The 24,574-nt window shown below is 62.1% G+C and carries 23 protein-coding genes; 10 read left to right on the top strand and 13 right to left on the bottom strand.

Going from position 1 to position 24,574, the window contains the following annotated elements; translation table 11 throughout:
* Positions 1 to 11: 11 nt before the first annotated feature.
* From BKP54_RS22335 to BKP54_RS22295, 9 genes are all read right to left on the bottom strand, one after another.
* On the bottom strand, positions 12 to 797 hold the full coding sequence (locus BKP54_RS22335; RefSeq protein WP_057213202.1) for a DUF899 domain-containing protein: 786 nt from the start codon (positions 795 to 797) through the stop codon (positions 12 to 14).
* A gap of 173 nt (positions 798 to 970) precedes the next feature.
* Positions 971 to 1,756 carry a MurR/RpiR family transcriptional regulator gene (locus tag BKP54_RS22330; RefSeq protein ID WP_057207641.1) on the bottom strand — a complete coding sequence of 262 codons (786 nt, stop codon included), beginning with the start codon at positions 1,754 to 1,756 and terminating at the stop codon, positions 971 to 973.
* Between the two features lie 59 nt (positions 1,757 to 1,815).
* Positions 1,816 to 2,673 (bottom strand): inositol monophosphatase, encoded by an 858-nt coding sequence (locus BKP54_RS22325; protein WP_057207640.1) that lies wholly within the window; start codon positions 2,671 to 2,673, stop codon positions 1,816 to 1,818.
* Positions 2,670 to 3,779, bottom strand: a complete 1,110-nt coding sequence (locus BKP54_RS22320) for an ABC transporter ATP-binding protein (RefSeq protein ID WP_084814977.1) — start codon at positions 3,777 to 3,779, stop codon at positions 2,670 to 2,672. The genes BKP54_RS22325 and BKP54_RS22320 overlap by 4 nt, the downstream gene beginning before the upstream one ends.
* Positions 3,780 to 3,783: 4 nt before the next feature.
* Positions 3,784 to 5,463, bottom strand: coding sequence for an iron ABC transporter permease (locus BKP54_RS22315; RefSeq protein ID WP_084814976.1), 1,680 nt, complete (start codon positions 5,461 to 5,463; stop codon positions 3,784 to 3,786).
* Positions 5,464 to 5,483: 20 nt separating this feature from the next.
* Positions 5,484 to 6,500, bottom strand: a complete 1,017-nt coding sequence (locus BKP54_RS22310) for an ABC transporter substrate-binding protein (protein ID WP_057207638.1) — start codon at positions 6,498 to 6,500, stop codon at positions 5,484 to 5,486.
* A 236-nt stretch (positions 6,501 to 6,736) separates the two neighbouring features.
* Positions 6,737 to 7,510: a sulfite exporter TauE/SafE family protein gene (locus BKP54_RS22305; protein ID WP_025429540.1), complete on the bottom strand. Its 774-nt coding sequence runs from the start codon at positions 7,508 to 7,510 to the stop codon at positions 6,737 to 6,739.
* 97 nt (positions 7,511 to 7,607) lie between these two features.
* Positions 7,608 to 8,429, bottom strand: coding sequence for an MBL fold metallo-hydrolase (locus BKP54_RS22300; protein ID WP_244445435.1), 822 nt, complete (start codon positions 8,427 to 8,429; stop codon positions 7,608 to 7,610).
* A gap of 60 nt (positions 8,430 to 8,489) precedes the next feature.
* Entirely contained in the window at positions 8,490 to 9,971 is a 1,482-nt protein-coding gene (locus BKP54_RS22295) for an aminotransferase class V-fold PLP-dependent enzyme (RefSeq protein WP_084814975.1), read from the bottom strand.
* A 108-nt stretch (positions 9,972 to 10,079) separates the two neighbouring features.
* Between BKP54_RS22295 and BKP54_RS22290 the strand changes: the two genes are divergently transcribed.
* Positions 10,080 to 10,553 carry an Lrp/AsnC family transcriptional regulator gene (locus tag BKP54_RS22290; protein WP_084814974.1) on the top strand — a complete coding sequence of 158 codons (474 nt, stop codon included), beginning with the start codon at positions 10,080 to 10,082 and terminating at the stop codon, positions 10,551 to 10,553.
* A gap of 62 nt (positions 10,554 to 10,615) precedes the next feature.
* Here BKP54_RS22290 and BKP54_RS22285 read toward each other — a convergent pair whose 3' ends face one another.
* A complete protein-coding gene (locus BKP54_RS22285; protein WP_057213112.1) occupies positions 10,616 to 11,524 on the bottom strand; it encodes a LysR family transcriptional regulator in 909 nt (302 codons plus the stop codon).
* Positions 11,525 to 11,634: 110 nt separating this feature from the next.
* Here BKP54_RS22285 and ilvD point away from each other — a divergent pair, with 110 nt between their 5' ends.
* Positions 11,635 to 13,308, top strand: coding sequence for a dihydroxy-acid dehydratase (gene ilvD, locus BKP54_RS22280; RefSeq protein WP_084814973.1), 1,674 nt, complete (start codon positions 11,635 to 11,637; stop codon positions 13,306 to 13,308).
* A gap of 279 nt (positions 13,309 to 13,587) precedes the next feature.
* On the top strand, positions 13,588 to 14,082 hold the full coding sequence (locus tag BKP54_RS22275; protein ID WP_245317884.1) for a DUF2809 domain-containing protein: 495 nt from the start codon (positions 13,588 to 13,590) through the stop codon (positions 14,080 to 14,082).
* Here the strand turns inward: BKP54_RS22275 and BKP54_RS22270 are convergent, their stop codons facing one another.
* Positions 14,083 to 14,658 carry a TetR/AcrR family transcriptional regulator gene (locus tag BKP54_RS22270; protein WP_084814972.1) on the bottom strand — a complete coding sequence of 192 codons (576 nt, stop codon included), beginning with the start codon at positions 14,656 to 14,658 and terminating at the stop codon, positions 14,083 to 14,085.
* A gap of 133 nt (positions 14,659 to 14,791) precedes the next feature.
* On the opposite strand from BKP54_RS22270, the gene BKP54_RS22265 reads away from it, so the two are divergent.
* Positions 14,792 to 15,997: an MFS transporter gene (locus BKP54_RS22265; protein ID WP_084814971.1), complete on the top strand. Its 1,206-nt coding sequence runs from the start codon at positions 14,792 to 14,794 to the stop codon at positions 15,995 to 15,997.
* Positions 15,998 to 16,172: 175 nt separating this feature from the next.
* Here the strand turns inward: BKP54_RS22265 and BKP54_RS22260 are convergent, their stop codons facing one another.
* Complete coding sequence (locus BKP54_RS22260; protein ID WP_084814970.1) at positions 16,173 to 17,495, bottom strand: MFS transporter; 1,323 nt, start codon at positions 17,493 to 17,495, stop codon at positions 16,173 to 16,175.
* A 265-nt stretch (positions 17,496 to 17,760) separates the two neighbouring features.
* On the opposite strand from BKP54_RS22260, the gene cyoA reads away from it, so the two are divergent.
* From cyoA to BKP54_RS22230, 6 genes are all read left to right on the top strand, one after another.
* A complete protein-coding gene (gene cyoA / locus BKP54_RS22255) occupies positions 17,761 to 18,951 on the top strand; it encodes a ubiquinol oxidase subunit II (RefSeq protein WP_084814969.1) in 1,191 nt (396 codons plus the stop codon).
* A gap of 32 nt (positions 18,952 to 18,983) precedes the next feature.
* On the top strand, positions 18,984 to 20,987 hold the full coding sequence (gene cyoB, locus BKP54_RS22250; protein WP_025429526.1) for a cytochrome o ubiquinol oxidase subunit I: 2,004 nt from the start codon (positions 18,984 to 18,986) through the stop codon (positions 20,985 to 20,987).
* Position 20,988: 1 nt separating this feature from the next.
* The gene (gene cyoC / locus BKP54_RS22245) at positions 20,989 to 21,612 is read left to right on the top strand and encodes a cytochrome o ubiquinol oxidase subunit III (RefSeq protein WP_025429525.1); all 624 of its coding nucleotides are present in this window, start codon (positions 20,989 to 20,991) and stop codon (positions 21,610 to 21,612) included.
* Entirely contained in the window at positions 21,609 to 22,016 is a 408-nt protein-coding gene (gene cyoD / locus BKP54_RS22240; protein ID WP_025429524.1) for a cytochrome o ubiquinol oxidase subunit IV, read from the top strand. Before cyoC ends, cyoD begins: the two co-directional genes overlap by 4 nt.
* A gap of 15 nt (positions 22,017 to 22,031) precedes the next feature.
* Positions 22,032 to 22,781: an SURF1 family protein gene (locus BKP54_RS22235; RefSeq protein ID WP_084814968.1), complete on the top strand. Its 750-nt coding sequence runs from the start codon at positions 22,032 to 22,034 to the stop codon at positions 22,779 to 22,781.
* Positions 22,782 to 22,911: 130 nt separating this feature from the next.
* On the top strand, positions 22,912 to 24,222 hold the full coding sequence (locus BKP54_RS22230; RefSeq protein ID WP_025429522.1) for an MFS transporter: 1,311 nt from the start codon (positions 22,912 to 22,914) through the stop codon (positions 24,220 to 24,222).
* Positions 24,223 to 24,268: 46 nt separating this feature from the next.
* Here the strand turns inward: BKP54_RS22230 and BKP54_RS22225 are convergent, their stop codons facing one another.
* Entirely contained in the window at positions 24,269 to 24,556 is a 288-nt protein-coding gene (locus BKP54_RS22225) for a barstar family protein (RefSeq protein ID WP_084814967.1), read from the bottom strand.
* Positions 24,557 to 24,574: the final 18 nt, after the last annotated feature.

Below are 24,574 nucleotides of genomic sequence, written 5' to 3'. Positions count from 1 at the left end.
GATGCTAAAGCTCAAGGCTTGTTGCCCGCCTGTCGGTCGCGGAACGCCGCTTCGCCCGCGTCCGACACTTCGACCCATTTCTTGTCGGGCGCGGCATCTGCGACGTAACTGTCGTTCCAGTTCCACCACTTGTAGGTTGGCGTCTGCGGATAGCCTTGCGGTGAATCCTCCCAGACCTCCTGCCGGCCCAACGGTGTGATGTCGAGGTAGTTCCAGGTGCTCCCCATCTGTTCGTCGCCGCGGTTGTTGATGAAGTAGGTGCGGAACACGCGCTCGCCGTCGCGATAGAACACGTTGGTACCGTGCCATTCGGCCACGCCGAAGTCGGCATCGAAATCGTCGGTGATGGTGAACCACGGTATCTCCCAGCCCATGCGCGCCTTGAGCCGCGCGATGTCCGCCTGCGGCGCGCGCGAAACGAAGACGAGCGTGGTGTCGCGGGCGTTGAGGTGGGCGACGTGGGCAACCTGGTCGGCGACCATGGAGCAACCTCTGCAGCCATGATCGGGCCAGCCGAACACGCCCGGTTCGAAGAAGGCGCGATAGACGATCAACTGGCGCCGGCCGGCAAACAGGTCGGTCAGGCTGGCTCTGCCCGCAGGGCCGTCGAAGGCATAGGCCTTTTCAACGGCCATCCATGGCATTCGCCGACGCTCGGCGGCCAGTGCGTCGCGGGCGCGGGTCTGGGCTTTCTCCTTCACCAGCAGTTGCTGGCGGGCTTCTTCCCAGGCTTGTGGAGATACGACCGGTGGTGTCTGCATGGCGGGGTGTCCGCCTTTTTCCGCTGATGTCGTCATGGCGCTTGAAACCTCCTCGTTGGCACGGGCGACTTCGCCCAAGATTGTGCGCTGTTGCTCAGGAGGTAGTTTCGCACCGAAGCCGAAACGATGGGAGTAACAAGTATGACGGCATTCCGGTCGCCGTCGTGCCGGGCATCACGACGCGACCGGAGCGCCTCACCCGGCGCGGTTCAATCGGCCTTGTCGAGTTCAGGTGCCAGCAGCGCAAAGAGCACATCCAGCATCACATACATCGGCGCGCGGCCGGTGGGCACGATGAGGGGCCCCGCAGATGTGCGGTAGGCATTGAGATTGATGTTTTCGTCAGCAAGCGAGGCGACGATGGAGCCGCCGGGAGAGATGGCGACGACGCGGGCGCCCGACTTCTTGGCGATCTCGATGTTGGAAATCAGGTAGCTCGTGCGGCCTGAGAAGGAGAGGACGAACAGCACATCTGAGGGGGAGAGGCGCGCAGCCGAGACCATCTGCAAGGTCGGATCGGAATAGGCGACGCTCGCGATCCCGAGAGAGGCCATGCGATGCTGCGCTTCGCCTGCCAGAAAGCCGGATCCACCATAGCCATAGACGTCGATCCGGCGCGCCTTCGCCAGAAGGTCCACGGCGCGACGCAGGGAATCGAGGTCGAGGTCATGCCGCGCCTCGCGCAAGGCTTCTGCTGCGCGGTTGAATATGTCGTCCACCATACCGGAGAAAGGATCGGTCCCGCTTTCGGCCACGGCTGCCGTGGACTGGCGAACGGCAAGCTGCTGGGCGAGCTTCAGACGGAAATCCGGAAAGCCATCGCAATCGAGCCTGCGGCAGAAGCGGATGATCGACGGCTCGCTGACCTTGGCGACGCGCGCCGCATCCGTTATCGACCAGGTGATCGCCGTGCTCGGCGTGTCGAGGATCGCTTCCGCGATCCTGCGCTCGGCGGGCGTGAACTGGGACAGGGATTGCCTGATCAGATCCAGCATGGGACCCATCGTATTGGCAGCTTGAGTGCACGTGTCATAAAGCGTCTTTCGCAATTGGACTACAACTTGCCATCTGCCATCAGCTTCGACAGGCAGGACGATTGATAGTCAAAACCGGCCTGCGCGACAACGAGCCTTTTCACCGCTCCAAGCGCTTGTTCGCTCGGCTCGATGCGCTGCCCGTTTGCGTCTTGAGCGATAATCTGGCCGGAGGCTGCGGCAACCAGCTGAAGGCCGGCTGCAATGTCCCAGGCGCTGAACTTGGACTCATAGGCGATGGCGACCCGCCCGACCGCTACATAGGCGAGGTGGAGCGCGCAGGAACCCAGCCGCCGAACGGCGCGAAACGAGGTGACGAGATCGGCATAGGCCTCGAGTGCCGCCAGATCGGGCCGCTCGCCCTCATAGGGGGCGTTGCTCAGCAGTTCGACGTGACGGTCGCTACTTGCGCGCGAGAAGGGCGAGACGATGTCGCCGTTCAGCGTCAGACGCCCGGCATTCGCCATGAACAGCTCTTCCCGCATCGGATCGTAGACGATACCGCAGACCGGCTCACCGGCATGGTAGGCGGCGATCGAGACACAGAAGAACGGCAGGCCGGAAGCGAAATTGCTGGTGCCGTCGATCGGGTCGATGATCCAGGTCGTCTCGCCTTCACCTTGCCAGCCGCTTTCCTCGCCGAGGATGCGCGATTGCGGCAGACGCGACCAGATGATGTCGCAGGCCGCCGCCTCCGCCGCCTTGTCGCAAGCCGTCACGATGTCGAAGAAGCCTGCCTTCTGCTCGGTCTGCAGGTTCTCGGGGCTTGCTTCGATGAAGCCCTTGCGCGCCACGGCACCTGCTGCAAGCGCGGCCTCCCTGGCAACGCTTACGATCGTCTCGTGGAGATCGCGGAGGATGGGTTGATTGATGGTCATGCGGCTTTTCCCAATTCGGCGGCTTCATTGTTCGGCAGGATCCAGACCGGCCGAGTGTCGACCGACAGGCCCAGCATCTGGCCGACTTCGGCCACGCCCGTGCGGTAATAATTGCTGTCGAGGAAGACGCATTCCTGGCCGCCCTCCAGATCGGTCAGGTATTCGACATATGCGCCCTGGAACACCACGCGGCGCACCTTTGCCTGCGTCGCGCCGTTGGCGTCGACACGGATATGTTCCGGTCGCACGACGCAGCGCACCTGTTCGCCCGGCTTGAAGGCACGGTTGCCGCGCGGCAGCGTGAAGGCGACCGTGGAGGCAATGCGGATCGACACCGTGGATTCATCCGTCGTTTCGACGCTGCCTATCAGGATGTTTGCTTTTCCCATGAATTCGGCGACGAAGCCGGTGCCGGGACGCGAGTAGACGTTGAGCGGCGTGTCGTCCTGTTCGATGACGCCGTTGCGCATCACCACGACCCGGTCCGAAATCGCCATGGCCTCGCTCTGGTCGTGGGTGACGTAGAGGCTGGTGATGCCGAGGCGAAGCTGGATGGCGCGCAATTCGTCGCGCATGCGTTCGCGAAGCTGCGCGTCGAGGTTGGAGAGCGGTTCGTCGAACAGCAGCACTTTCGGCTGGGTCACGACGGCACGCGCAAGCGCCACGCGCTGCTGCTGGCCGCCCGAGAGACGTGACGGCGAGCGGTCGGCGTAGGTTTCGAGCGCCATCGTCGCAAGAACGGAGGAGACCCGATCCTTCATCTCATGCCGCGGCAGGTTGAGAAGACGCACGCCGTATTCGACGTTTTCGCGTACCGTCATGTGCGGGAAGAGGGCGTAGCTCTGGAACACCATGCCGACATTGCGCGCGTTGACGGGGACATTGGTAACGTCGCGTCCGCCGATGGTGATGGTGCCCTCCGAGGGCGCCTCGAAACCGGCAAGCATGCGAAGAGTCGTCGTCTTGCCGCAGCCCGAGGGGCCGAGCAACGTCACCAGCGTACCTTCTTCGATGACGAGGTTGAGACGGTCGACCGCAAGGCCCGCGGCCGTACCGGAAGCACCGGGGAAACGCTTGGAAATATTGGAGAAGATGACTTTCGACATGGGATTACCTCTTGGGCGATGTCGACGACAGGAGAAGCTGCATGAGCGCCAGGATGGCGAGCACGACGAAGACGAGGATGCTGCAGTAAGCCGCTGCGACGCCGATCTTGAGCGTTTCCACCTGCGACAGGATCGTGACCGTGATCAGCGTCCAGTTGGCCGAAACCAGGAAGATCACCGCGCTCAGTGTCGTCAGCGACCGCGTGAAGGAATAGGAAAGTGACGTGAACAGCGCCGGCTTGAGCAGTGGCAACGTGATCTGGAAGAAGGTCCGCGTATTGGACGCGCCGAGCGTCATCGAGGCTTCCTCGATCGACTTGTCGATCTGGCGAAGCTGGTTCGAGCCTGCCTCGATACCGACCTGAAGGTTCTTCACCACCATGGCGGCAACCACGATGAAGGCGGTTCCTGTCAGGAGCAGCGGCGGCGCGTTGAAGGTGCTGACATAGCCGATGCCGAGGATGGTGCCCGGTGCGGCGAAGGAAAGGAGCGTGCCCCAGCGCAGCAGGAAGCTGCCGGGAAACGCCTTCCTGACCAGCAGATAGGCGATCAGCATGCCTGCAATGGCCGTCACAGGCGTGGCGACGCCGGCCAGCAGCAAGGAGTTGGCGAGCGTCTGGAAGCCAGCGGTGAACACCGTTGCGTAGTGGTCGGTCGTCAGCGTGTTGTCGATGCCCGGCAGGCGGGTGAAGGAGACGTAGATGACTGTCAGATAGAACAGCAGGATGGCAAAGACGATGGCGTAGCAGAGGATCGAAAGCGGCAGCACCACGGCCATGCCGGAAATGCGGATCGTCTGAGCCGTCGGCTTTCCGGTTACGGTCACGTAGCTTCGCTTACTGACCCAGTAGCGGTGGATAAGGAAGGCTGTGATCGAGGGAACCAGCATGAGGCTTGCGAGCAGCGCGCCGGAATGCAGGTCGAAGTAGCCGACCATCTGCGAATAGGCTTCGACCGCGAGTGTGTTGAAGTTGCCGCCGATCAGCATCGGGTTGCCGAAATCCTCGACCGATTTGACGAAGACCAGCAATCCCGAGCTCAGGATCGCCGGCGTGACGAGCGGCAGCGTCACCCGTGAAAAGGTGATCCAGCGTGAGGCGCCGAGCGAGGCGGAAGCATCTTCAAGCGCGCTGTCGATCGATTGCAGCATGCCGCGGATATTGAGATAGGCGATCGGCGTGAAGGCGAGCGACTGGATCAAGACCAGACTGTGAAAGCCGTAGACGTTTGCGTTGCGTATGCCGAGCAGTTCGCGGGTGATGAGGCCCGAGCGCCCGAACAGGATCACCACGGCGAGCGCCATGACGAAGGGTGGAGAGATGATCGGCAGCAGCGCCACGCCGTGCACGAAGGTTTTGCCGGGCATGGTCGTGCGTGTTGCCGAGAAGGCAAGCACGAAGCCGATCACGGTGGCGATCACTGCTGAAGTCGCGCCGAGCAGCAGCGTGTTGAACAACGATTCCCAGACAAAGGATTTCGACAGGACGTCGGCGAGATCGAAGCCGCGGTCGGTGATCACAGCCTGCTTCAGAACGGTGAAGATCGGCAAGGCGGCGAAGACGAGCACCGAGAGCGTGACGACGGCGAAAATGCCGAACAACCAGGGATCGACGACGATCTTGCGCAGGAAGGCCGGCGATGCCCCCGTCCGCCCGGACGGGGTCGCTTGCGAGACGAGGGTCATGGCGGGGCTCCTTGCCGGCGTTACTTTGCGTCAGCCTTGTGGCGCACGTCGTTTTCATAGCGCTCCAGGAGGCGCGCGCGATTTTCGCCGGCCCAGCTGAAGTTGTAGTCGATCATCTTCACGTTGGAGAGGTCGATCTTGGCTTCGGGATTCTTGTAGCCCGGCACGATCGGCCCGCGGAATGTTGCGCCGATGGCGGCCTGGCCCTTCTCGGTGAGCACCCAGTCGAGGAAGCTGGCGGCGGCCTTCGACTGCTCCTCGGATGCGTTGGCGATTGCCGCTGCCGCATTCACCTCGAAGCCGGTGCCCTCTTCGGGAAACGCGTAGCCGACGGGATAACCCTGCGCGAGTGCGGCCTCGATATCCTGCGTATAGGCCATGGCAAGCGCGATCTCGTTGTTGGCGACCATGCGGGATGGCGCGACGCCGGAGCGCGTGTACTGAACCACGTTTTCGTCGACTTTCTTCATCAGCTCGAAGGCCGGGTCCTCGCCGAAAAGCTGGACCATCGAGGCAAGAGCCACGTAGGCCGTTCCCGAGGATGCGGGGTGGGCAAGGGCGACGCTCTGCTTGAAGGCCGGGTCGGCAAAGGATTTCCAGCTTGTCGGCGGCTTGGCGCCGGTCTCGTCGAGAACCGTCTGGCTGTAGGCAAAGACGATCGGCGAGATCGAGATGGGGGTCCAGCGGCCTTCCTTGTCGGTGTAGCGCTGGTCTACCTTGTCGATGCCGGCGTTCTTGTGCGGCGCGAGCAGGCCCTCGTTGGCGGCCTGGATAAAGTTGTCGGCCGCACCTGCCAGCCAGAGCCCAGCCTGGGGATTGCTCTTTTCCGCGCGGATGCGGGCGAGGATTTCGCCGGCGCCGATGCGCACGAACTGTGCTTCGATGCCGCTATCGTCCTTGAATGCCTTCAGCACGGAGGCGCAATCGTCTTCCGACATCGGGCAATAGACGGTCATTCCGGCAGCATAGGCACTGCCGGTCGAGAAAACTGAGCATAGGGAAACAAGCGCTGAAGCCAGCGCGAAACGGCGTGACATATTGATTTCCTCCAGACGATCGCATCGGCCTCTCCCGAGAACCCTGCCTGGGCCTTCGTGGTCTCACTCGCCGTGCGTCCTCATCGTGATAATGAACAAATCTACATATGTCAAAAGAAATGTAGATTAGCTACATTTGTAGCCGAACATGAAGCCGAGGATAGAGAATTTCCGGCAAACAGGTTGTTCGGTCCGCGTGTCGTCGAAGAGCCATACGCGCCGCGCCGACGGCCCTATCACCATGCGTAGAACGCCAGACCAATGGCGACGGCGAAGGTGAGGGCTGCAAACAACAGGTTCAGCGTCGATTGGTACTTGCTGAAACTGTGGGCGGCGCGACAGCCCGTAAGCGCGCCAAGGGCTCCGCCGCCGATGAAGGAGAGAGCGAGTGGCCAGTCGACCAGACCGGAGAAGGTGTAGCTTGCCCCGGTTGTAAGGCCGAAAGCGGTAATGGCAACCAGCGACGTGGCGATTGCGTTGATCGTCGGCATGCCGGTTGAAACCATCAGGCCCGGAACGATCAGGAACCCGCCGCCGATCCCGAAGAAGCCTGAGATGATGCCGGTTCCGGCGCCAAAGGAGAGCACCTTCGGTGCGTTTCTTGGTGTGCAGCTCGACGCCGGATCGCCAACCATGTGGCGCCGCCGCAACATGGTCACGCTGACGACGGCCATCAGTGCCGCGAACAACAGCAAGAGCCGCTGGCCATCCAGCGCCTTGCCGAGTGCTGCGCCGATCCAGGCGCCGCCGATGCCGGTGACGCAGTACATTGCCGCGCAGCGCCATTTCACCGTCCCGTGCCGCGCATGCATTGCCAGTCCCGAAAGCGCATTGGCTGCGACTGCGACGGCGCTCGTGCCGATCGCCACATGCACGTTGCTCACCCCGACGACTTGGACGAGCAGGGGCACGGCGAGAATGGAGCCGCCGCCGCCGAACAGTCCGAGGCTGAAGCCGACGAGACCGCCACTCAAGGCTGCCAGAATGTATTGGACGAGGTCTAGCGTCATCATTTGGCGCCGGGCTGGGGGGCGAACCGCGTCGCCCGAGATGCACCGAAGCCGGAAGATGGCCGGGACACGGAACGTGCCCGCGAACGGGGCGCCGTCAGGACCATGCGGCACCTTGCAGGGCGTCGATGGGGAATCTCAGGTAGCGCCGGCCGTTTTCCTCCGGGTCGGGAAGCCGGCCGCCGTTGATATTGACCTGCAGGGCATGGAGGATGAGCTTGGGCATCGGCAGCGTTCGGTCCCGTCCCTCGCGGAACGCGACGAACTCGCTTTCGCAGACATAGCGTGTCAAATGGATGTTGTCCGCCTTCTGCAGTGCAACAGTGCTTTCCCAGCGCGGTTCGCGTCCACCAGGCTGATAGTCATGGCCGACGAAGATACGGGTATCGTCCGGCAGGGCCATGATGTCGCGGATGCTCGCCCACAGCGCGTTGGCGCTGCCGCCGGGGAAATCGGTGCGCGCGGTTCCGCTGTCCGGCATGAACACCGTGTCGTGCACGAAGGCAGCGTCCCCGATGAGGTAAGTGATCGATGCCAGCGTGTGTCCCGGCGAAAACATCACCCCGGCCTCGAGACTGCCGATCCGAAACGTATCGCCACGATCAAACAGCCGGTCCCATTGCGATCCGTCCGTTTTCAGGCCTGGCCAATTGTAGATGTCGGCCCACAATTTCTGGACCTTGACGATGTGCGTACCGATGGCCGTGGGCGCGCCGGTTTTTGCCTTCAGATAGGCGGCGGCGGAAAAGTGGTCGGCATGCGGATGGGTATCCAGGATCCACTGGACGTCCAGGTCCTGCGCTCGCGCGAAGTCGAGCAGCCGGTCGGCATTGCCTGTCGCTATCGCGCCGGATTTCTCGTCGAAGTCGAGCACCGGATCGATGATCGCACAGGCCCGCGTTTTCGGGTCGCTGACCACATACTGCACGGACCAGGTTCGCGGGTCGAAGAAAGCCGCAATGTCAGGCCTCGCCATGCCTCAGGCCTCCGCTGCAAGCGCTGCACGCGGGAAGAAGATGGCGCGCGCCGGGTCGAAATCGTAGTGTTGCTCGTAGCTGGCTGCGTCGGCGGCAAGCTTGGCGACGGCGTCGAGGATGAACGCCACCTCTTCGTCGGCGAGCAGGACGCTGAAGTTCAACCGGACAAAACCCGGCTTCAGCATTTCCTGTCCGGCAAGGATGGCGTCGCGCAGGCGTTGCGATTCCTCGTCATCGATGCCGAGCAGCCGGTGCACATAGGGACCGGCACAGGCGCAGCCACCGCGCGCCTGAATGCCGAAGCGATCGCTGAGCATGCGGGTGACGAGCTGCTGGTGGACATGGCCGCCCTTGCCGTCCTTGACGCGGAAGGAAAAGATCGGCAGCCGCTGTGGCCCGAGAGGACCGAGCAATTCCAGCCGCTCGATGCCTTGCCATGCGGCGATAGCGCGACGGGTCAGCTCGGCGTTTCTGGTCTGCATTGCCTCGGCACCGATCGCTTCCTTGACGAGGAAAGCGAGTGCGGCGCGGATATCGCCGACGACGTTCGGCGTGCCGGCCTCCTCGCGCGCCTCGAGGCTATTGCTGTAGTCGTGACCGGTGGGCGAAACGAATTTGACGGTGCCGCCGCCGGGCCAGGATGGCTTGGCGGTGACAGCCGCGTCACGCCGCAGGACCAGAATGCCTGACGTACCGGGGCCACCGATGAACTTGTGCGGCGAGATGACCACCGCGTCAATCGCAGCAGCGCCCTCGGGCGACATGTCGATCGGCAGGTAGGGTCCAGCACCGGCATAGTCCCACACCATCTTTGCGCCTGCCGCCTTCGCGATCCGGGTGACGGCCGCAACATCGGTGACGATGCCCGTGACATTGGAAGCGGCGGAAAAGGCGCAAACGACGAGATCGGCCGGTTGCTTCAGCGCTTCGTCGAGTGCAGCGAGATCCGGCCCACCAGCCGGACACTCGGCGATCTCGACCACCTCGGCACCGCTTTCGCGCCAGGGCAGGATATTGGAGTGGTGTTCATAGGGCCCGATTAGGATGCGCACGCGCCGACCGGTGGCGACCGCCTCGGTAACACCCAGCAGGCTCACCAGCCGATTGATGCCGGCGGTGGCGCCGGAGCCGGCGAAAATGACGGCGTGTTCAGGTCCGGCGCCGCAGCAGGCGGCGATCACAGCACGCGCGTCGCGGCGCAACCTGGTCATCGAGCCGCCGCAGTAGGACGCCTCGGTGTGGCTGTTGGCATAATAGGGCAGGACCTGTTCGAGGATGAAATGCTCGATCTGCATCAATGCCCGGCCCGATGCGACATAGTCGGCATAGACGAGGTTCTTGACGCCGAAGGGACCGTCGATCTTTGCAGTCTTGCCGACAAGCCCAGCCCGCAGGTCAGCGATTGCGTTGTCGCCGGCAAGGCTTTCTCGAAATGCTTCGAGCGGGCCGGTAAGATAGGGCTGGCGTGGGCACGGCGTCGTCATCGTTTCCTCCCGGAGTCGGACAGACGATAAGTCTAATCGATCGGTTGCATGCAAACCTCATCATTCTTATGCTTCTGCGAGTCAAAATCGGGTCATGTGATCGCTGAAATGGAAAAGATTGACGAAATTGATATGCGGATCCTGTCCTGCCTGCAAAAGGACGGCACGATTTCGCAGCGTGATCTGGCCGACCGAGTCGGACTGTCGCAGAACGCCTGCTGGCGGCGCCTGCAACGGTTGAACGCCAGCGGGCTTGTGCTTGGTACCCATGCCGCAATCGACGTCGCAGCGCTCGGCTTCGACCTTACCGTGTTCGTGATGATCCGCACCCGCCATCATTCCAAGGAATGGGCCGACAACTTCCGCAAGCATGTCGAGCGTCTGCCGGAGGTGACGGACCTCTACCGGATCGGCGGCGACTGGGACTATCTGATCAAGGTGGTGACGCGTGGCATGGCTGGCTATGACTCCTTCTACCAGAAGCTCATCACCGATTTCGACCTGATGACGGTCACCGGCTTCTTTTCGATGGAAACCATCATCAGCAACCGCATGCCCGACCTGCGCGGCCTGATGCGGTAGCGTGCACTTGATGTTCCAGGGATGCCGTTGCGCTGCGCGCCCTACCAGCCGACAACGCGCGGTCACCTGTTATCGGCCGGTACCGCCGCGGCAAGGAAGGTGTCGAGTGCCGGATTCTGGTCCGAACTGCGCCACGCAAGGCCGGTTTCCACCTCCGGTACGCTGCCGGCCAGCGGCAGATAGGTTGCCCCGCGCCGCTGAAGATTGGTCATCGATTGCGGCACCAGCGCCACCCCCAGCCCGGATGCGACCAGACCGACGATCGTCTGCATCTGGATGGCTTCCTGATAGGCGGTGAACGCCAGCCCATGTTCGGCGAAATATCCCGAGACGATATCGTGAAAAGCCGGTGCCGCCCGCCGTGGAAAAACGATGAATGGCGCCTTGAAGAAGTCGGCTGGCTCCAGGATTTTTCCAGCAAACCCCTTTCGTCCTTCGTTGATCCAGGCCGTCGGCACCGCGGCAACCAGCGGTTCCCGCAGCAAAGCCTGGTAGGAAAGGGCAGGATGAAGCGACGCTTGGCTGGGGGCAATGATCAGCCCGACATCGATTTCTTCGTCGAGCAACGCCTCGATTTGGATATCGCTGGTGGCTTCGCGCATCGTCAGTTCCACATGCGGATAGGCCGCGCGATAGCGGCTGACCATGTCGGGCAGAACGCTATAGTCGGCTGTGCTGACGAAGGACAAACGCAGGTGGCCGATCTCGCCGCGTGACAGCCTTTTTGCGGTGTCGGCAAGGCCGTTCGCCCCGTCAAGCACCTGGCGGACATGGGCGAGCCATTGCCTGCCGACAGATGTCAGTTCCACGTTCCGCTTGGTGCGCTTGAACAGCTGTACCTTCAGCTCCCCCTCCAGTGCCTGTATCGATTGGCTGAGCGGCGGCTGGGTCATGTTGAGGCGAGCGGCCGCATGGCCGAAATGCAGCTCTTCGGCGACGGCGACGAATTGGCGAAGTTGCCTCAAATCCATGATGCATTCCGATTGATATGTTCTACGACTTATTTGTGCGAAAAAAGTATATTTCACAGGCCTGCTGAACGCCAGTAAACTCGACCTTGAATGAACCGAGGGAGCAAATCATGGCCTACAACGAGCGCTCGAAACACATCACGCAAGGTGTCGCGCGATCCCCCAACCGGGCGATGTATTATGCGCTCGGCTACGAGAAAGCCGATTTCGACAAACCGATGATCGGTATTGCCAACGGTCATTCGACGATCACGCCCTGCAATGCCGGGCTGCAGCCGTTGGCCGACGCCGCTGTCGCTGCCATCAAGGCTGCCGGTGCAAATCCGCAGATCTTCGGCACGCCGACGATTTCCGACGGCATGTCGATGGGCACCGAAGGCATGAAATATTCGCTTGTGTCCCGCGAGGTCATCGCCGACTGCGTCGAAACCTCGGTACAGGGACAGTGGATGGACGGCGTGCTCGTGCTCGGCGGCTGCGACAAGAACATGCCGGGCGGCATGATCGGTATCCTCCGCGCCAATGTGCCGGCGATCTATGTCTATGGCGGCACGATCAAGCCTGGCCACTGGAAGGGGCAAAGCCTTTCGATCGTCTCCGCCTTCGAAGCCGTCGGCGCCTTCATGGCGGGCAAGATGAGCGAGGAGGATTTCGACGGCATCGAGCGCAATGCCTGCCCGTCGACCGGCTCCTGCGGTGGCATGTACACCGCCAACACCATGAGCTCGTCCTTCGAGGCGCTTGGTATGTCGCTTCTTTACTCGTCCAACATGGCCAATCCAGACCAGGAGAAGATGGAGAGCTCAGCTCAATCCGCCAAGGTCCTGGTCGAGGCGGTCAAGAAGGGCATCAAGCCGCGGGACATCGTCACGCGCAAGTCGATCGAAAATGCCGTGGCCCTGATCATGGCGACGGGCGGATCGACCAATGCGGTGCTGCATTACCTCGCCATCGGGCATGCGGCGGAAGTCGAGTGGACACTGGACGACTTCGAGCGCGTTCGCCGCAAGGTCCCCGTCCTCTGTGACCTCAAGCCGTCGGGCAGATACATGGCCGTCGATCTGCACAAGGCGGGCGGCGTGCCGCAGGTGCTGAAGATCCTTCTGAATGCAGGTCTTCTGCATGGCGACTGTTTGACGATCACAGGCAGGACGATCGGGGAAGAGCTTGCAGCCGTTCCGGACGAGCCGCGGTCGGATCAGGATGTCATCCGGCCCTCTGAAAGACCGATCTACCGCGAGGGCCACCTCGCGGTGTTGAAGGGGAATCTGGCCGAAGGCGGTGCTGTCGCCAAGATCAGCGGGTTGAAGAGCCCTGTCATGAGCGGCCCTGCGCGTGTGTTCGAGGACGAACAATCGGCAATGGACGCCATATTGTCGGACAGGATCAGGCCCGGCGACATCCTGGTGTTGCGATATCTCGGGCCGAAAGGTGGCCCGGGAATGCCGGAGATGCTCGCACCGACCTCGGCGATCATCGGCAGGGGCCTTGGCGACAGCGTCGGTCTCATCACCGACGGCCGCTTCTCGGGCGGAACCTGGGGCATGGTCGTCGGCCACGTCACGCCGGAGGCCTTCGAAGGCGGCACGATTGCGCTGGTGGAGGAGGGCGACCGGATCGTCATCGATGCCCATCGGCAGTTGCTGGAACTCGAAGTGGATCCGGAAGAGCTGGCAAGAAGGCGCACCCAGTGGCGGCAGCCGGAACCGCGCTACAAACGCGGTGTGCTGGCAAAGTTTGCCGCACTGGCCCGCCCGGCCAATGAAGGGGCGGTCACTGGCTGAGTGGCACCTCGGGCGGCAGGGTCGTCGCTGAGGCGTGCCGGGTTCTCCAATTCCCCATTCTGTGGTTTCGACAGTCTGAAGAGAGGCATCGGCGTTTCAGGCCGATGCCCTCATCGAAAGAGCAACGCCGCCTGGCCGCGACTTTCAGACACCAGCCTTTTGCGCCCAGCCAACGCCCGCAGGCGCTGCCGACCCTGCTTGTTAAAAACAGGCTAACGGTACGAGAATGTGACTTTACGTATATTTGAAATAGGGGTTGGCCGGCACGAAGGTTCGTTGATGGATACGGTGATCCTCGGTTTGGCCATCGCGCCATTTGCCGAGCCTCACCGCTCGACAGGCGGGTCGCATCCCGTTACATCGCTCGCCATGGAACTCCGCTTCGACCGCACCGCCTTCTTGTTTTCCATCCTTCTTTTCGTCGTCCTCGTCGTGCTGGCGACGCGTGGGGCCGGATGGGGTTGGGTCCGCAGTTTTTCCGGCGATGTCCTTGCCGTGATGTGGGTGTACTGCACGCTTGCATCGGCGGTGAAAGCTCGACCCCAGCTGCTCGCCGGTATCGCCTTCCTGCTAGGCGTGGCGATCGAGCTTGCGCAGTATCTGGCGGCCAGTTTCGATATCCGCATTTCCAATCCCGTCTTGAGGATCGTGCTTGGAGCCACGCCGGACTGGTGGGATGTGCTCGCCTATGCGCTGGGTGCGGTCCTCGTGTTGGTCATCGCAATGCTCGGCCGCTTCCGGCACCGCCGTCACGTCGGTGCATACGCGCTTTGATCAGACGGAAGCGGGCGCTTTCGAAACCAGTCCCATTGCGCCCGAGACCAGACGCGCGACATGTGCCGTATCCGGCGCCTCGCCGAAAAGGATGCGGTACATGATCGGTGAGACGACGCGGTCCATGACGGCGTCGGCCTCAGGAAATGCTTCGCCACGGCCTGCAGCGCGCGCCGCGATCACGTCGATCTGCTGCTTGGTGAAGTTGCAGCACTGATAGGCGCCGCCGCCGTCCTGCGCTGCCAGCACGTCGCGTATCATCTCGCGCCCGGGTTTCGAGGACATTTCCTCGGCGTATTGTTCGGCCCACGCCAGGAGATCCTTGCCACCATTTCCGGTATCGACAGGTTGCATGTCGGGTTTCAGCCGTTCGACAGCGACATCTGCCAGGAGTTCCTGGATGTCGCCCCAACGGCGATAGATGGTCGAGGGCGTGACGCCCGCTTCGACGGCGATCATCGGAATGGTGATCTCTGCGCGCTCCATTCGTGTCATCAGAGCCTGAACGGCCCCGTGCACCGATGCCTGTACCCTGGCGCTTCGCCCGCCTGGACGGGGACCTTCCCTGCCTGCCATTCCAACCCTTCCTTCCGCGTGCTGCGCATGGATCAGAAACTTTCACTGCACCATAAACGCAAATTATTTGCTTTTATCGGCGTTCGTCCCTACATCGCCTAAACGCAACGATTTAGCGTTAAGGGCTATATAGATGTTCTCCTCTGCCAAATCCAGTGAGAGTGGCGGTCCGGCCGCCAACCCCATCGCCTTCCACGCGGTCACGCTTGCCACGTTCTTCGGCGCGTCGGCGGCACCAACGCCGCTTTACCGCATCTACCAGGAGAGCTTTGCCGCCTCGCCCGTGATGATGACCGGCATCTTCGCGGTCTACGCCTTCGCGCTTCTGTCCGCCCTGCTGATCGCCGGTTCGATATCTGACCATCTCGGCAGGAAGCCGGTGATTTTCGTTGCGCTGCTTCTCGAAATCGTGGGGATGGCGCTCTTCGTCGTTGCCGACGGACCGCCCTGGCTGATCGCGGCGCGTATCGTCCAGGGGTTTGCGACCGGCATTGCGGGCGCCTCTATCGGTGCGTCGCTGGTCGACGTCGATCGCGGCAGGGGCCAGCTCGTCAATTCGCTCGCGCCGCTGATCGGCATGGCCGTTGGCGCATTGGGCACCAGCGCGCTCATTCAATACGGGCCGTTTCCGCTTCACCTCGTTTATGGCGTGCTCCTGATCGGCTTTGCAGTGCTGGCGCTCGCGATATGGCTGACGCCGGAGACCGGCGGCAGACGCAGCGGCGCGCTGTCTTCGCTGAAGCCGACGATCGCCATTCCGCCTCAGATCAAGCGACCGCTGGCACTGGTGACGCCGATCAACATCGCCAACTGGGCGCTTGGGGGCTTCTATCTCTCGCTGATGCCCTCGCTCGTCGCGTCCGTCACCGGCAGCCGGGCACCGCTGACCGGTGGAGCCGTTGTCGCCACGTTGATGGCAGCCGGTGCCGTCAGCGTCTTCCTGCGCCGCTCGCGCAGTCCCCGGGCAAACGTGGCCTTCGGCGTCTCGGCCACGACCGCCGGTATGCTGATCGTGGTTGCCGGCACGCACCTCGCAAATGTGCCGGTCATGACCCTTGGCACCTTGCTAACCGGAGTCGGTTTCGGCACCAGCTTCCTCGGCATCATGGGCTCGATCATGCCGCTCGCCAAGGCGGATGAGCGCGCCGGGCTGCTTTCTGCCTTCTACATCCAGAGCTATCTCGCCTTCAGTCTGCCGGCGATGGCCGCAGGGTTTCTTGCAAAGACACTGGGCTATCAAACGACCACCGACATCTACGCCGCCGTCATTATCGTCACCGCCGTTGGCGGCCTAATGGCAAGCCGCGAGCGCCGGGCAGGGGTGTCGGCGGTCTCGTGATTGACCATCGACGCCGCAGTTCGAGTAAGGAAAGTGTTTCGCGCAACATGCTCGTTCTCCGTTCGGATGGGCGGAAGAACGGTCGGCGTCAGGGATTATTCCCCGTTCATTCAGAAGAACGCAAAGGCAGGCTGGACGGCAGTGTCAGATGCGGAGCCGAACCGCCGGAAGCGGTTCAGTTCTGGTCGAGCGCCCGGGTGAGGCTGAGTGCCACCAGCGTGCAGATCGCGCCGGAGATCAGGTAGCCGCCGATGAAGACGATGCCGAAGCTGGTCGCAAGCCCAAGCGCCACCAGCGGTGCGAACGCCGCGCCGACGAGCCAAGCCAGGTCGGAGGTGAGTGCGGCTCCGGTGTAGCGGTAGTACTGGGTGAAGCGCGAGGAAACAGCGCCGGAGGCCTGGCCAAAGGTGAGGCCGAGGACGCCAAAGCCGATTAGGATATAGGCGTCCTGCCCGGCCCCGCCGGCGTCAAGAAGGAAGGGTGCGGAAAAACTGAAGATGGCGATCAGTGTCGCGCCGATCATCAGCTCGTTGCGGCGGCCGACGCGGTCGGCGATCAGGCCCGACACGATAATGCCGATCACGCCGACGGCTGCGCCTGCGACCTGGACCAGCAGGAACCGGGCAGCCGACTGTCCGCCGTTCAGGATGACCCAGCTGAGCGGGAAGATCGTCACCAGATGGAACATCGCAAAGCTCGCCAAAGGCACGAAGGCGCCGAGCACCACGTCCAGCGCGTGTTTGCTCAGCATTTCGAACACTGGCCGGGCTTGCAGCTCCTGTGCGTCCATCGCCGCGCCGAATTCCTTGCTTGCAACGATGCGCAGTCGGGCAAACAGCGCCACGACGTTGATCGCAAAAGCGACGAAGAACGGGTAGCGCCAGCCCCAGGAAAGGAAATCCTCCTCGGAAAGATTGGCGACGAAATAGCAGAAGATGATGCTGGCGAGGGCAAAGCCGATGGGGGCCCCGAGCTGCGGGATCATCGCATACCAGCCGTGGTGGTTCGGCGGGGCGTTAAGGTTGAGCAGGGACGCAAGTCCGTCCCATGCGCCGCCGAGCGCAAAACCCTGTCCAAGTCGGAAAAGCGCCAGCAGCGCCACCGCCCAGTAGCCGATGGTCTCGTAGCCCGGCAGGAAAGCAATCGAGGCCGTTGAGCCCCCGAGGATGACAAGGGCGATGGTCAGCTTGGTGCCGCGGCCGTAGTTGCGGTCGATCCACATGAAGACGAGTGAGCCGACCGGACGCGCGATAAAGGCTAGCGGAAAGATCGCAAACGACATCAGCGTGGCCGCGACCGGACTGGGAGCGAACGGGAAGATGAGCTTCGGGAAGACCAGGATCGAGCCGAGGCCGTAGACGAAGAAGTCGAAGAACTCCGACATCCGGCCGATGACCACGCCAATGGCGATGCTGCCTGGTGACAGTGGCTTGTCGTCATGGATGCGACGGGCGTCCCGCTCAAGGCCTGAAGACGTAGGATTGACGACCGAGCTCATGAATTCCTCCCGGCGATTTGTGCCGCCTCGTCGAAATGTTGATCAATCAACGCCCGAGATCAAGGAAGCGGCGAAAAAAAAACGTGAACTCGTCGGCATCTTGCCAATGGTCAGCCGGCGAGGATGCACTAGATTGGGCATTTGCGGACGTCGCTGTCCATTCTGCTGCGATGCGACAGAATGTTGCAGTGCGACGAACGACCTCATTCCGCCGAGCCCGATACGCGATTAGTGCCGACTAGACAAAACGCAAATGGAGCCCGAAATGCCCACTCCATTGAAGCTCGCCGGACGATCGGCCGTTCTTCTATCGACTCTGGCCCTCGCCGGGTGTGACCTGGTCGTGATGTCGCCCTCCGGCGATATCGCGGCACAGCAGAGAGATCTGATCGTCGTTTCGACGATCCTCATGCTGATCATCATCGTGCCGGTGCTTTTCCTGACGCTGTTCTTCGCCTGGCGCTACCGCCAGTCCAACACGGCTGCCAAGTACGATCCGGAATGGCATCACTCCACCGGGCTGGAAGTCGTCATCTGGTCAGCGCCGCTGGCGATTATCATTGCGCTCGGGGCCGTCACCTGGATCAGCACCCACAAGCTCGATCCCTACAGGCCGCTCGACCGGCTTGACGCCAATCGGCCTGTTCCCGCCGAGACGAAGCCTTTGACCGTCGAGGTCGTGGCGCTCGATTGGAAGTGGCTGTTCTTCTATCCGGACTACGGCATCGCCACCGTCAACGAGATGGCAGCACCCGTGGACGTGCCGATCAATTTCAAGATTACCGCATCGTCGGTGATGAACTCCTTCTATGTGCCAGCGCTGGCCGGCATGATCTATGCGATGCCGGGCATGCAGACCAAGCTGCACGCCGTCATCAACAAGCCGGGCGAGTATGAAGGCCTGTCGTCCAACTATAGCGGCGACGGCTTCTCGCACATGCGCTTCAAGTTTCATGGGCTGGACCAGGCCGGCTTCGATCAGTGGGTCGCAAGGGTCAAGCAGAACGGCACCATGCTCAATCGCGACGCCTACCTGAAACTCGAAAAGCCGAGCACGAAGGAACCGGTCCGATACTACGCCGGCGTCGAGGACGGGCTTTACGACGCGGTGCTGAACATGTGCGTGCGCACAGGCCAGATGTGCATGAACCAGATGATGCACATCGACATGATGGGTGGCGCCGGCGTGGAAAGCCACGAAAACCGCGCCAAGCTCGAGCACGACAACCGCCATGCCGGGGAAACGGGCCATGCGGGCGAAGCAGCACCGGGCGCCACCTTCCCGGCGACGGGCAATCCTTCGAAGAGCGAAGAGCCGGCCGAAGGCATCGACAAAGAGCCGCAGACGATGAACCACGACATGCACAACATGCACGGGGATCAAGCGGCGCCTGCCGGGAACCAAGCCGGTCCGGCGCCCGCACAGTTGAACAACGCCGGCACCACGAAGCCCTGACGCCCGCATTTCAAGAGAATTTGGATAGCCCTATGTTCGGTAACACCAACCTCACACAATTCATCTTCGGGCGGCTCACCTGGGAAGCGATCCCCTATCACGAGCCGATCCTGGTCGCGACGTTCATCGCCGTGGCGATCGGCGGCATCGCCGTCCTGGCGCTGATCACGAAATACAGGCTCTGGGGCTACCTCTGGACCGAGTGGTTCACCAGTGTCGATCACAAGAAGATCGGCATCATGTATGTGATCCTAGCGCTCATCATGCTGCTGCGCGGCTTTGCCGACGCGATCATGATGCGCCTGCAGCAGGCGATCGCCTTCAACGGCAACGAGGGCTATCTCAATCCGCACCACTACGACCAGATCTTCACCGCACATGGCGTGATCATGATCTTCTTCATGGCCATGCCCTTCGTCACCGGCCTGATGAACTATGTCGTGCCGCTGCAGATCGGTGCGCGCGACGTCTCCTTTCCGTTCCTCAACAATTTCTCGTTCTGGATGACGACGGCCGGTGCCGTGATCATCATGATGTCGCTGTTCGTCGGCGAATTCGCGCGCACCGGATGGCTTGCCTATCCGCCGCTGTCGGGCGCCGATTATAGTCCCGGCGTCGGCGTCGACTATTACATCTGGGGCCTGCAGGTCGCGGGTGTCGGAACGACACTATCGGGCATCAACCTGATCGCGACCATCGTCAAATTGCGCGCGCCGGGCATGACGCTGATGAAGATGCCGGTCTTCACCTGGACGTCGCTCTGCACCAATATCCTGATCGTCGCCACCTTCCCGATCCTGACGGCGACGCTGGCGCTGTTGTCGCTCGACCGCTACGCCGGCACCAACTTCTTCACCAATGACCTTGGTGGCAACCCGATGATGTATGTGAACCTCATCTGGATCTGGGGCCATCCGGAGGTCTACATTCTCATTCTGCCGGCCTTCGGCATCTTCTCGGAAGTCGTTGCCACCTTCTGTGGCAAGCGGCTCTTCGGTTACGCCTCCATGGTCTATGCGACCTGCGTGATCATGATCCTGTCCTATCTTGTCTGGCTGCACCACTTCTTCACCATGGGGTCCGGGGCATCGGTCAACGCCTTCTTCGGCATCACCACGATGATCATCTCGATCCCGACGGGGGCGAAGATGTTCAACTGGCTCTTCACCATGTATCGCGGCCGCATCCGCTACGAAGTCCCGATGCTGTGGACGGTCGGCTTCATGGTTACCTTCGTCATCGGCGGCATGACCGGCGTCATGCTGGCCATCCCGCCTGCAGACTTCGTGCTGCACAACTCGCTGTTCCTGATCGCCCACTTCCACAACGTCATCATCGGCGGCGTCGTGTTCGGCCTGATGGCGGGTCTCGTCTACTGGTGGCCGAAGGCCTTCGGCTACAAGCTCGATCCGTTCTGGGGCAAGATGAGCTTCTGGTTCTGGCAGATCGGCTTCTTCTTCGCCTTCATGCCGCTCTACGTGCTCGGCCTGATGGGCGTTACCCGCCGCGTGTCGCAGTTCGAGGACCCGTCGCTGCAGATCTGGTTCGTCATCGCCGCCTTCGGCGCCGTGCTGATCGCGCTCGGCATCGCCTCCTTCGTCGTCCAGCTCGTCGTCAGCTACCTCAGGCGCGATCAGCTGCGCGACACGACGGGCGATCCGTGGAACGCCCGGACGATCGAGTGGTCGACCTCCTCGCCGCCGCCGGATTACAACTTCGCCTTCACGCCCGTCGTGCACGATCACGACAGCTGGTACGATATGAAGAACCGTGGCTACGAGCGTCCGCTCGGCGGCTTCAAGCCGATCCATATGCCACGGAATACCGGAACCGGCGTCATCCTCGCGGGTCTCAGCGTCGTGCTCGCCTTCGCGCTGATCTGGTACATTTGGTGGCTGGCGATCGTTGCGTTCGTTACCATGCTCGTCGTGTCGATCGGCCACACGTTCAACTACAAGCGGGATTTCTACATCCCTGCCGAGACCGTCACCGCAACCGAGGACGCCCGGTCCGAACTTCTGGCGGAGCGCACCTGAGATGGCGAACAAGACCCAAGTCGAAGCAACCGAAGCGCCGCAGTTCTACCTGGAGGAAGAGCACCATCCCGAAGGCAGCACCATGCTGGGTTTCTGGATCTACCTGATGAGCGACTGCCTCATCTTCGCCGTCCTCTTCGCCACCCATGGCGTGCTCGGGCGCAACTATGCGGCCGGTCCGTCGCCGGCCGATCTGTTCGATCTGCCGCTTGTTGCCATCAACACGGCAATGCTGCTGTTCTCCTCGATCACCTATGGTTTTGCCATGCTCCAGATGGAGCGCAACGCCAAGATGGAGACGATCTTCTGGCTTGGCGTGACCGCCGTGTTCGGCCTGGCGTTCCTCGGGCTGGAACTCTACGAGTTCTATCACCTGATCCTTGAGGGGGCAGGCCCGACACGCAGCGCGTTCCTGTCGTCGTTCTTCACGCTCGTCGGCACCCACGGCCTGCACGTCACCTTCGGCATCATCTGGATCGTGACGATGATGGTGCAGGTCAAGATGCATGGCCTGATCCCCGAGAACCGTCGCCGCCTGATGTGCCTGTCGATGTTCTGGCACTTCCTCGACGTCATCTGGATTGGCGTCTTCTCCTTCGTCTATCTGATCGGAGCCATCGGATGAGCTCACAGCCAAACAGCCTCACCCATGAAGATGCCGGCCAGGCCCATCACGGCCACAGCCACGGCCACCAAGCCGGCCACGGCTCGTTCAGAAGCTACATGATCGGCTTCGCGCTTTCCGTCGTCCTGACCGCCATTCCCTTCTGGTTGGTCATAGGCGGCGTGTTCGATAGCAAGCTGACGACGGCCGTCTTCGTCATGGGCCTCGGGGCCATCCAGATCGTCGTGCACATGATCTTTTTCCTGCACATGAACCCGCGTTCGGAAGGCGGCTGGACGATGATGGCGCTGATCTTCACGCTCATTATCGTCGGCATCGCGCTCGCCGGCTCGCTGTGGGTCATGCACCATCTGAACGTCAACATGATGCCGATGACGCACGAAATGATGAAGAACATGCCATGACGGTCCGTTGACGGCATGGCGATGAATGGGGGAGCGGCGAAGATCGAAGTGGGGGCAGAGCCTGTCCGCGCTCGCACCATTCTCACCGTCGCCCTGTCGGTGCTGATGGTGGCTTTCTTCGCCCTCGGCTCCTGGCAGGTGCAGAGGCTCTTCTGGAAGCTCGAGCTGATTGCCCGCGTCGATGCCCGGGTTCACGCCGAACCTGTTCCGGCTCCGCCCCCGGCCGAATGGCCCGGTATCAGCGCGGAAAAGGACGAATACCGTCGCGTGACCACGACCGGCGTCTTCGAGCACGAGAAGGAAGTGCTGGTCCAGGCGGTCACCGAGCGTGGCGCCGGCTTCTGGGTGATGACGCCGATCGTCCAGGACGACCGGTCGACCATTCTGATCAACCGTGGCTTTGTTCCGCTCGATCGGCGCGATGCTGCCGCCCGCTCCCAGAGCCGGACTTCCGGTGTTGTCGAGGTTATCGGCCTCTTGCGAATGCCGGAACCGGGTGGCGGCTTCCTGCGTTCCAACGACCCGACAGCCGATCGCTGGTATTCGCGTGACGTCGTTGCGATCGCCAGGGCCCAGGACCTGGCGAATATCGCACCTTATTTCATCGATGCCGACGCCACGCCCCATCCGGGTGGTCTCCCTGTCGGCGGGCTGACGGTGGTCAGCTTCCGCAACAGTCATCTCGTCTATGCGGTAACCTGGTATGTGCTGGCACTGCTGAGTGCGGCGAGCATCGTTGTCGTTTATCGCTCGCGGGCGGGCTGAAGGCTTGGCGATTGTGCGTCGGCGCGGATAGGTTTCACGAAAGACGGACATCTCTCGGGTGCGATAGCCGCAGATGCATCCTCGCCCGAACAGCCGCGCCACCGATTAACGATAAGCACAAAGGCCTCCCATGCAGTCAGTCAGCATCGAACAGGGCATCGAGGCCGCCGGCGTCGGGCTGTTCCAGCGTCGCCTCTTCGTCATCTTCGGCCTTGTCTGGGCGGCAGATGCCATGCAGGTGCTGGCAATCGGTTTCAGCGCGCCGTCAATTGCTGCGACGTTCGGCGTCACCATCCCGCAGGCTCTGCAGTCGGGCACGTTCTTCTTTCTCGGCATGCTCGTCGGTGCCTTTGTTTTCGGGCGGCTCGCCGATCGCATCGGCAGGCGACCCGTGCTGTTCATCGCGATCATCATCGACGCAATTTTCGGCATCGCGTCGGCCTTTGCACCCGACCTTACCTGGCTATTCGTGGCCCGTTTCCTCACCGGGCTTGGGGTTGGCGGCACGCTGCCGGTCGATTACGCCATGATGGCTGAATTTCTGCCGGCCAACCGACGGGGGCGCTGGCTGGTGCTGTTGGAGGGGTTCTGGGCCATTGGGACCGTTGCACTGGCGATCCTGGCGCTTGTGGCTGGCAGTCATGGCAGCGAGGCTTGGCGGATCATCTTTTTCATCACCGGCATTCCGGCGTTGATCGGTGTCGTCCTGCGCTTCTACGTCCCGGAATCGCCCTTTTACCTGAACCGGCAGGGACATTCGACCGAGGCCCGCAGCGTGTTGCAGCGCATCGCTGATGTGAACGGACGGGATGTCGCCATCCCGCCGATCGTCCCTCAGGCTGCCGAGCGCAAATCGATCACAGCACTTCTATCGCCTGCGCTTCGCCGCCGGACGATCTTTCTGATGTCGGCGTGGCTGCTCATTTCCATATCCTACTACGGCATCTTCGTTTACTTGCCGGTCAAGCTTGCCGGCGAGGGCTTCGGTTTCATACGCGGCGAAGTCTTTCTCGTCGTTCTGGCACTGGCCCAGTTGCCCGGTTACGCGTTGGCTGCCTATGGCGTGGAACGCTGGGGGCGGAAGGCAACATTGATCGGCTTTCTCCTCCTCAGCGCGGCCGGCTCCCTGGCCTATGCTCTTGGGCAGAGCATAGGGCTTGTCGTTGCGGCTACGCTGTTGATGAATTTTGCCCTGTTGGGCACGTGGGGTGCGATCTATGCGTTGACGCCGGAAATCTATCCGACGAGCCTGCGCGCAAGCGGCATGGGCACAGCCGGCGCAATCGCCCGTGTCGGCGGGTTGCTTGCGCCGTCGATGGTTGCCCCGATCATGGCGACCAGTTTCACGACCGCGCTCGGCGTCATTTCGGGCCTGCTACTGCTTGCGGCGCTGAGCGTGTCGCTGATCGATGCCGAACCCCGCAACAAGGGTCTCGCGTGAGAGGTGAGATGCAGCCTGTTCCAGTGCTCGCCTTTGATGATCTCGACTACTTGAACTCAATCACGACGACGGTCGCGGCCCGCGCGATATTCTGCAAGCCATCCAACAGGGATACGCCACTGCCGGTCTTGATGTGGCTGAACGCTGCTGCATTTTTGAACGTCAGTTTGCATCGCCCGGGATAGCCCGGCCCGCCGCCCTCGACCGCGTCCCAGAACGCGTCGAGGTTGCAGCCAAAGTCTTGACCAGCCGCAGGATTCGTCACGGCAAGGTAGCGGCGCCAGAGATCCGCATCGGTTGCAATCCCCTGACAATCGATGACAAAGTGCTTCATTCATTCTGCTTTCGAGAA

The organism is Ensifer sp. 1H6 (assembly GCF_001976035.1).
GTDB classification, from domain to species: Bacteria; Pseudomonadota; Alphaproteobacteria; order Rhizobiales; family Rhizobiaceae; genus Ensifer; species Ensifer canadensis.
The sequence above is the reverse complement of the archived record's forward strand: the minus strand, read 5'-3'. Positions and strand labels throughout refer to the sequence as shown.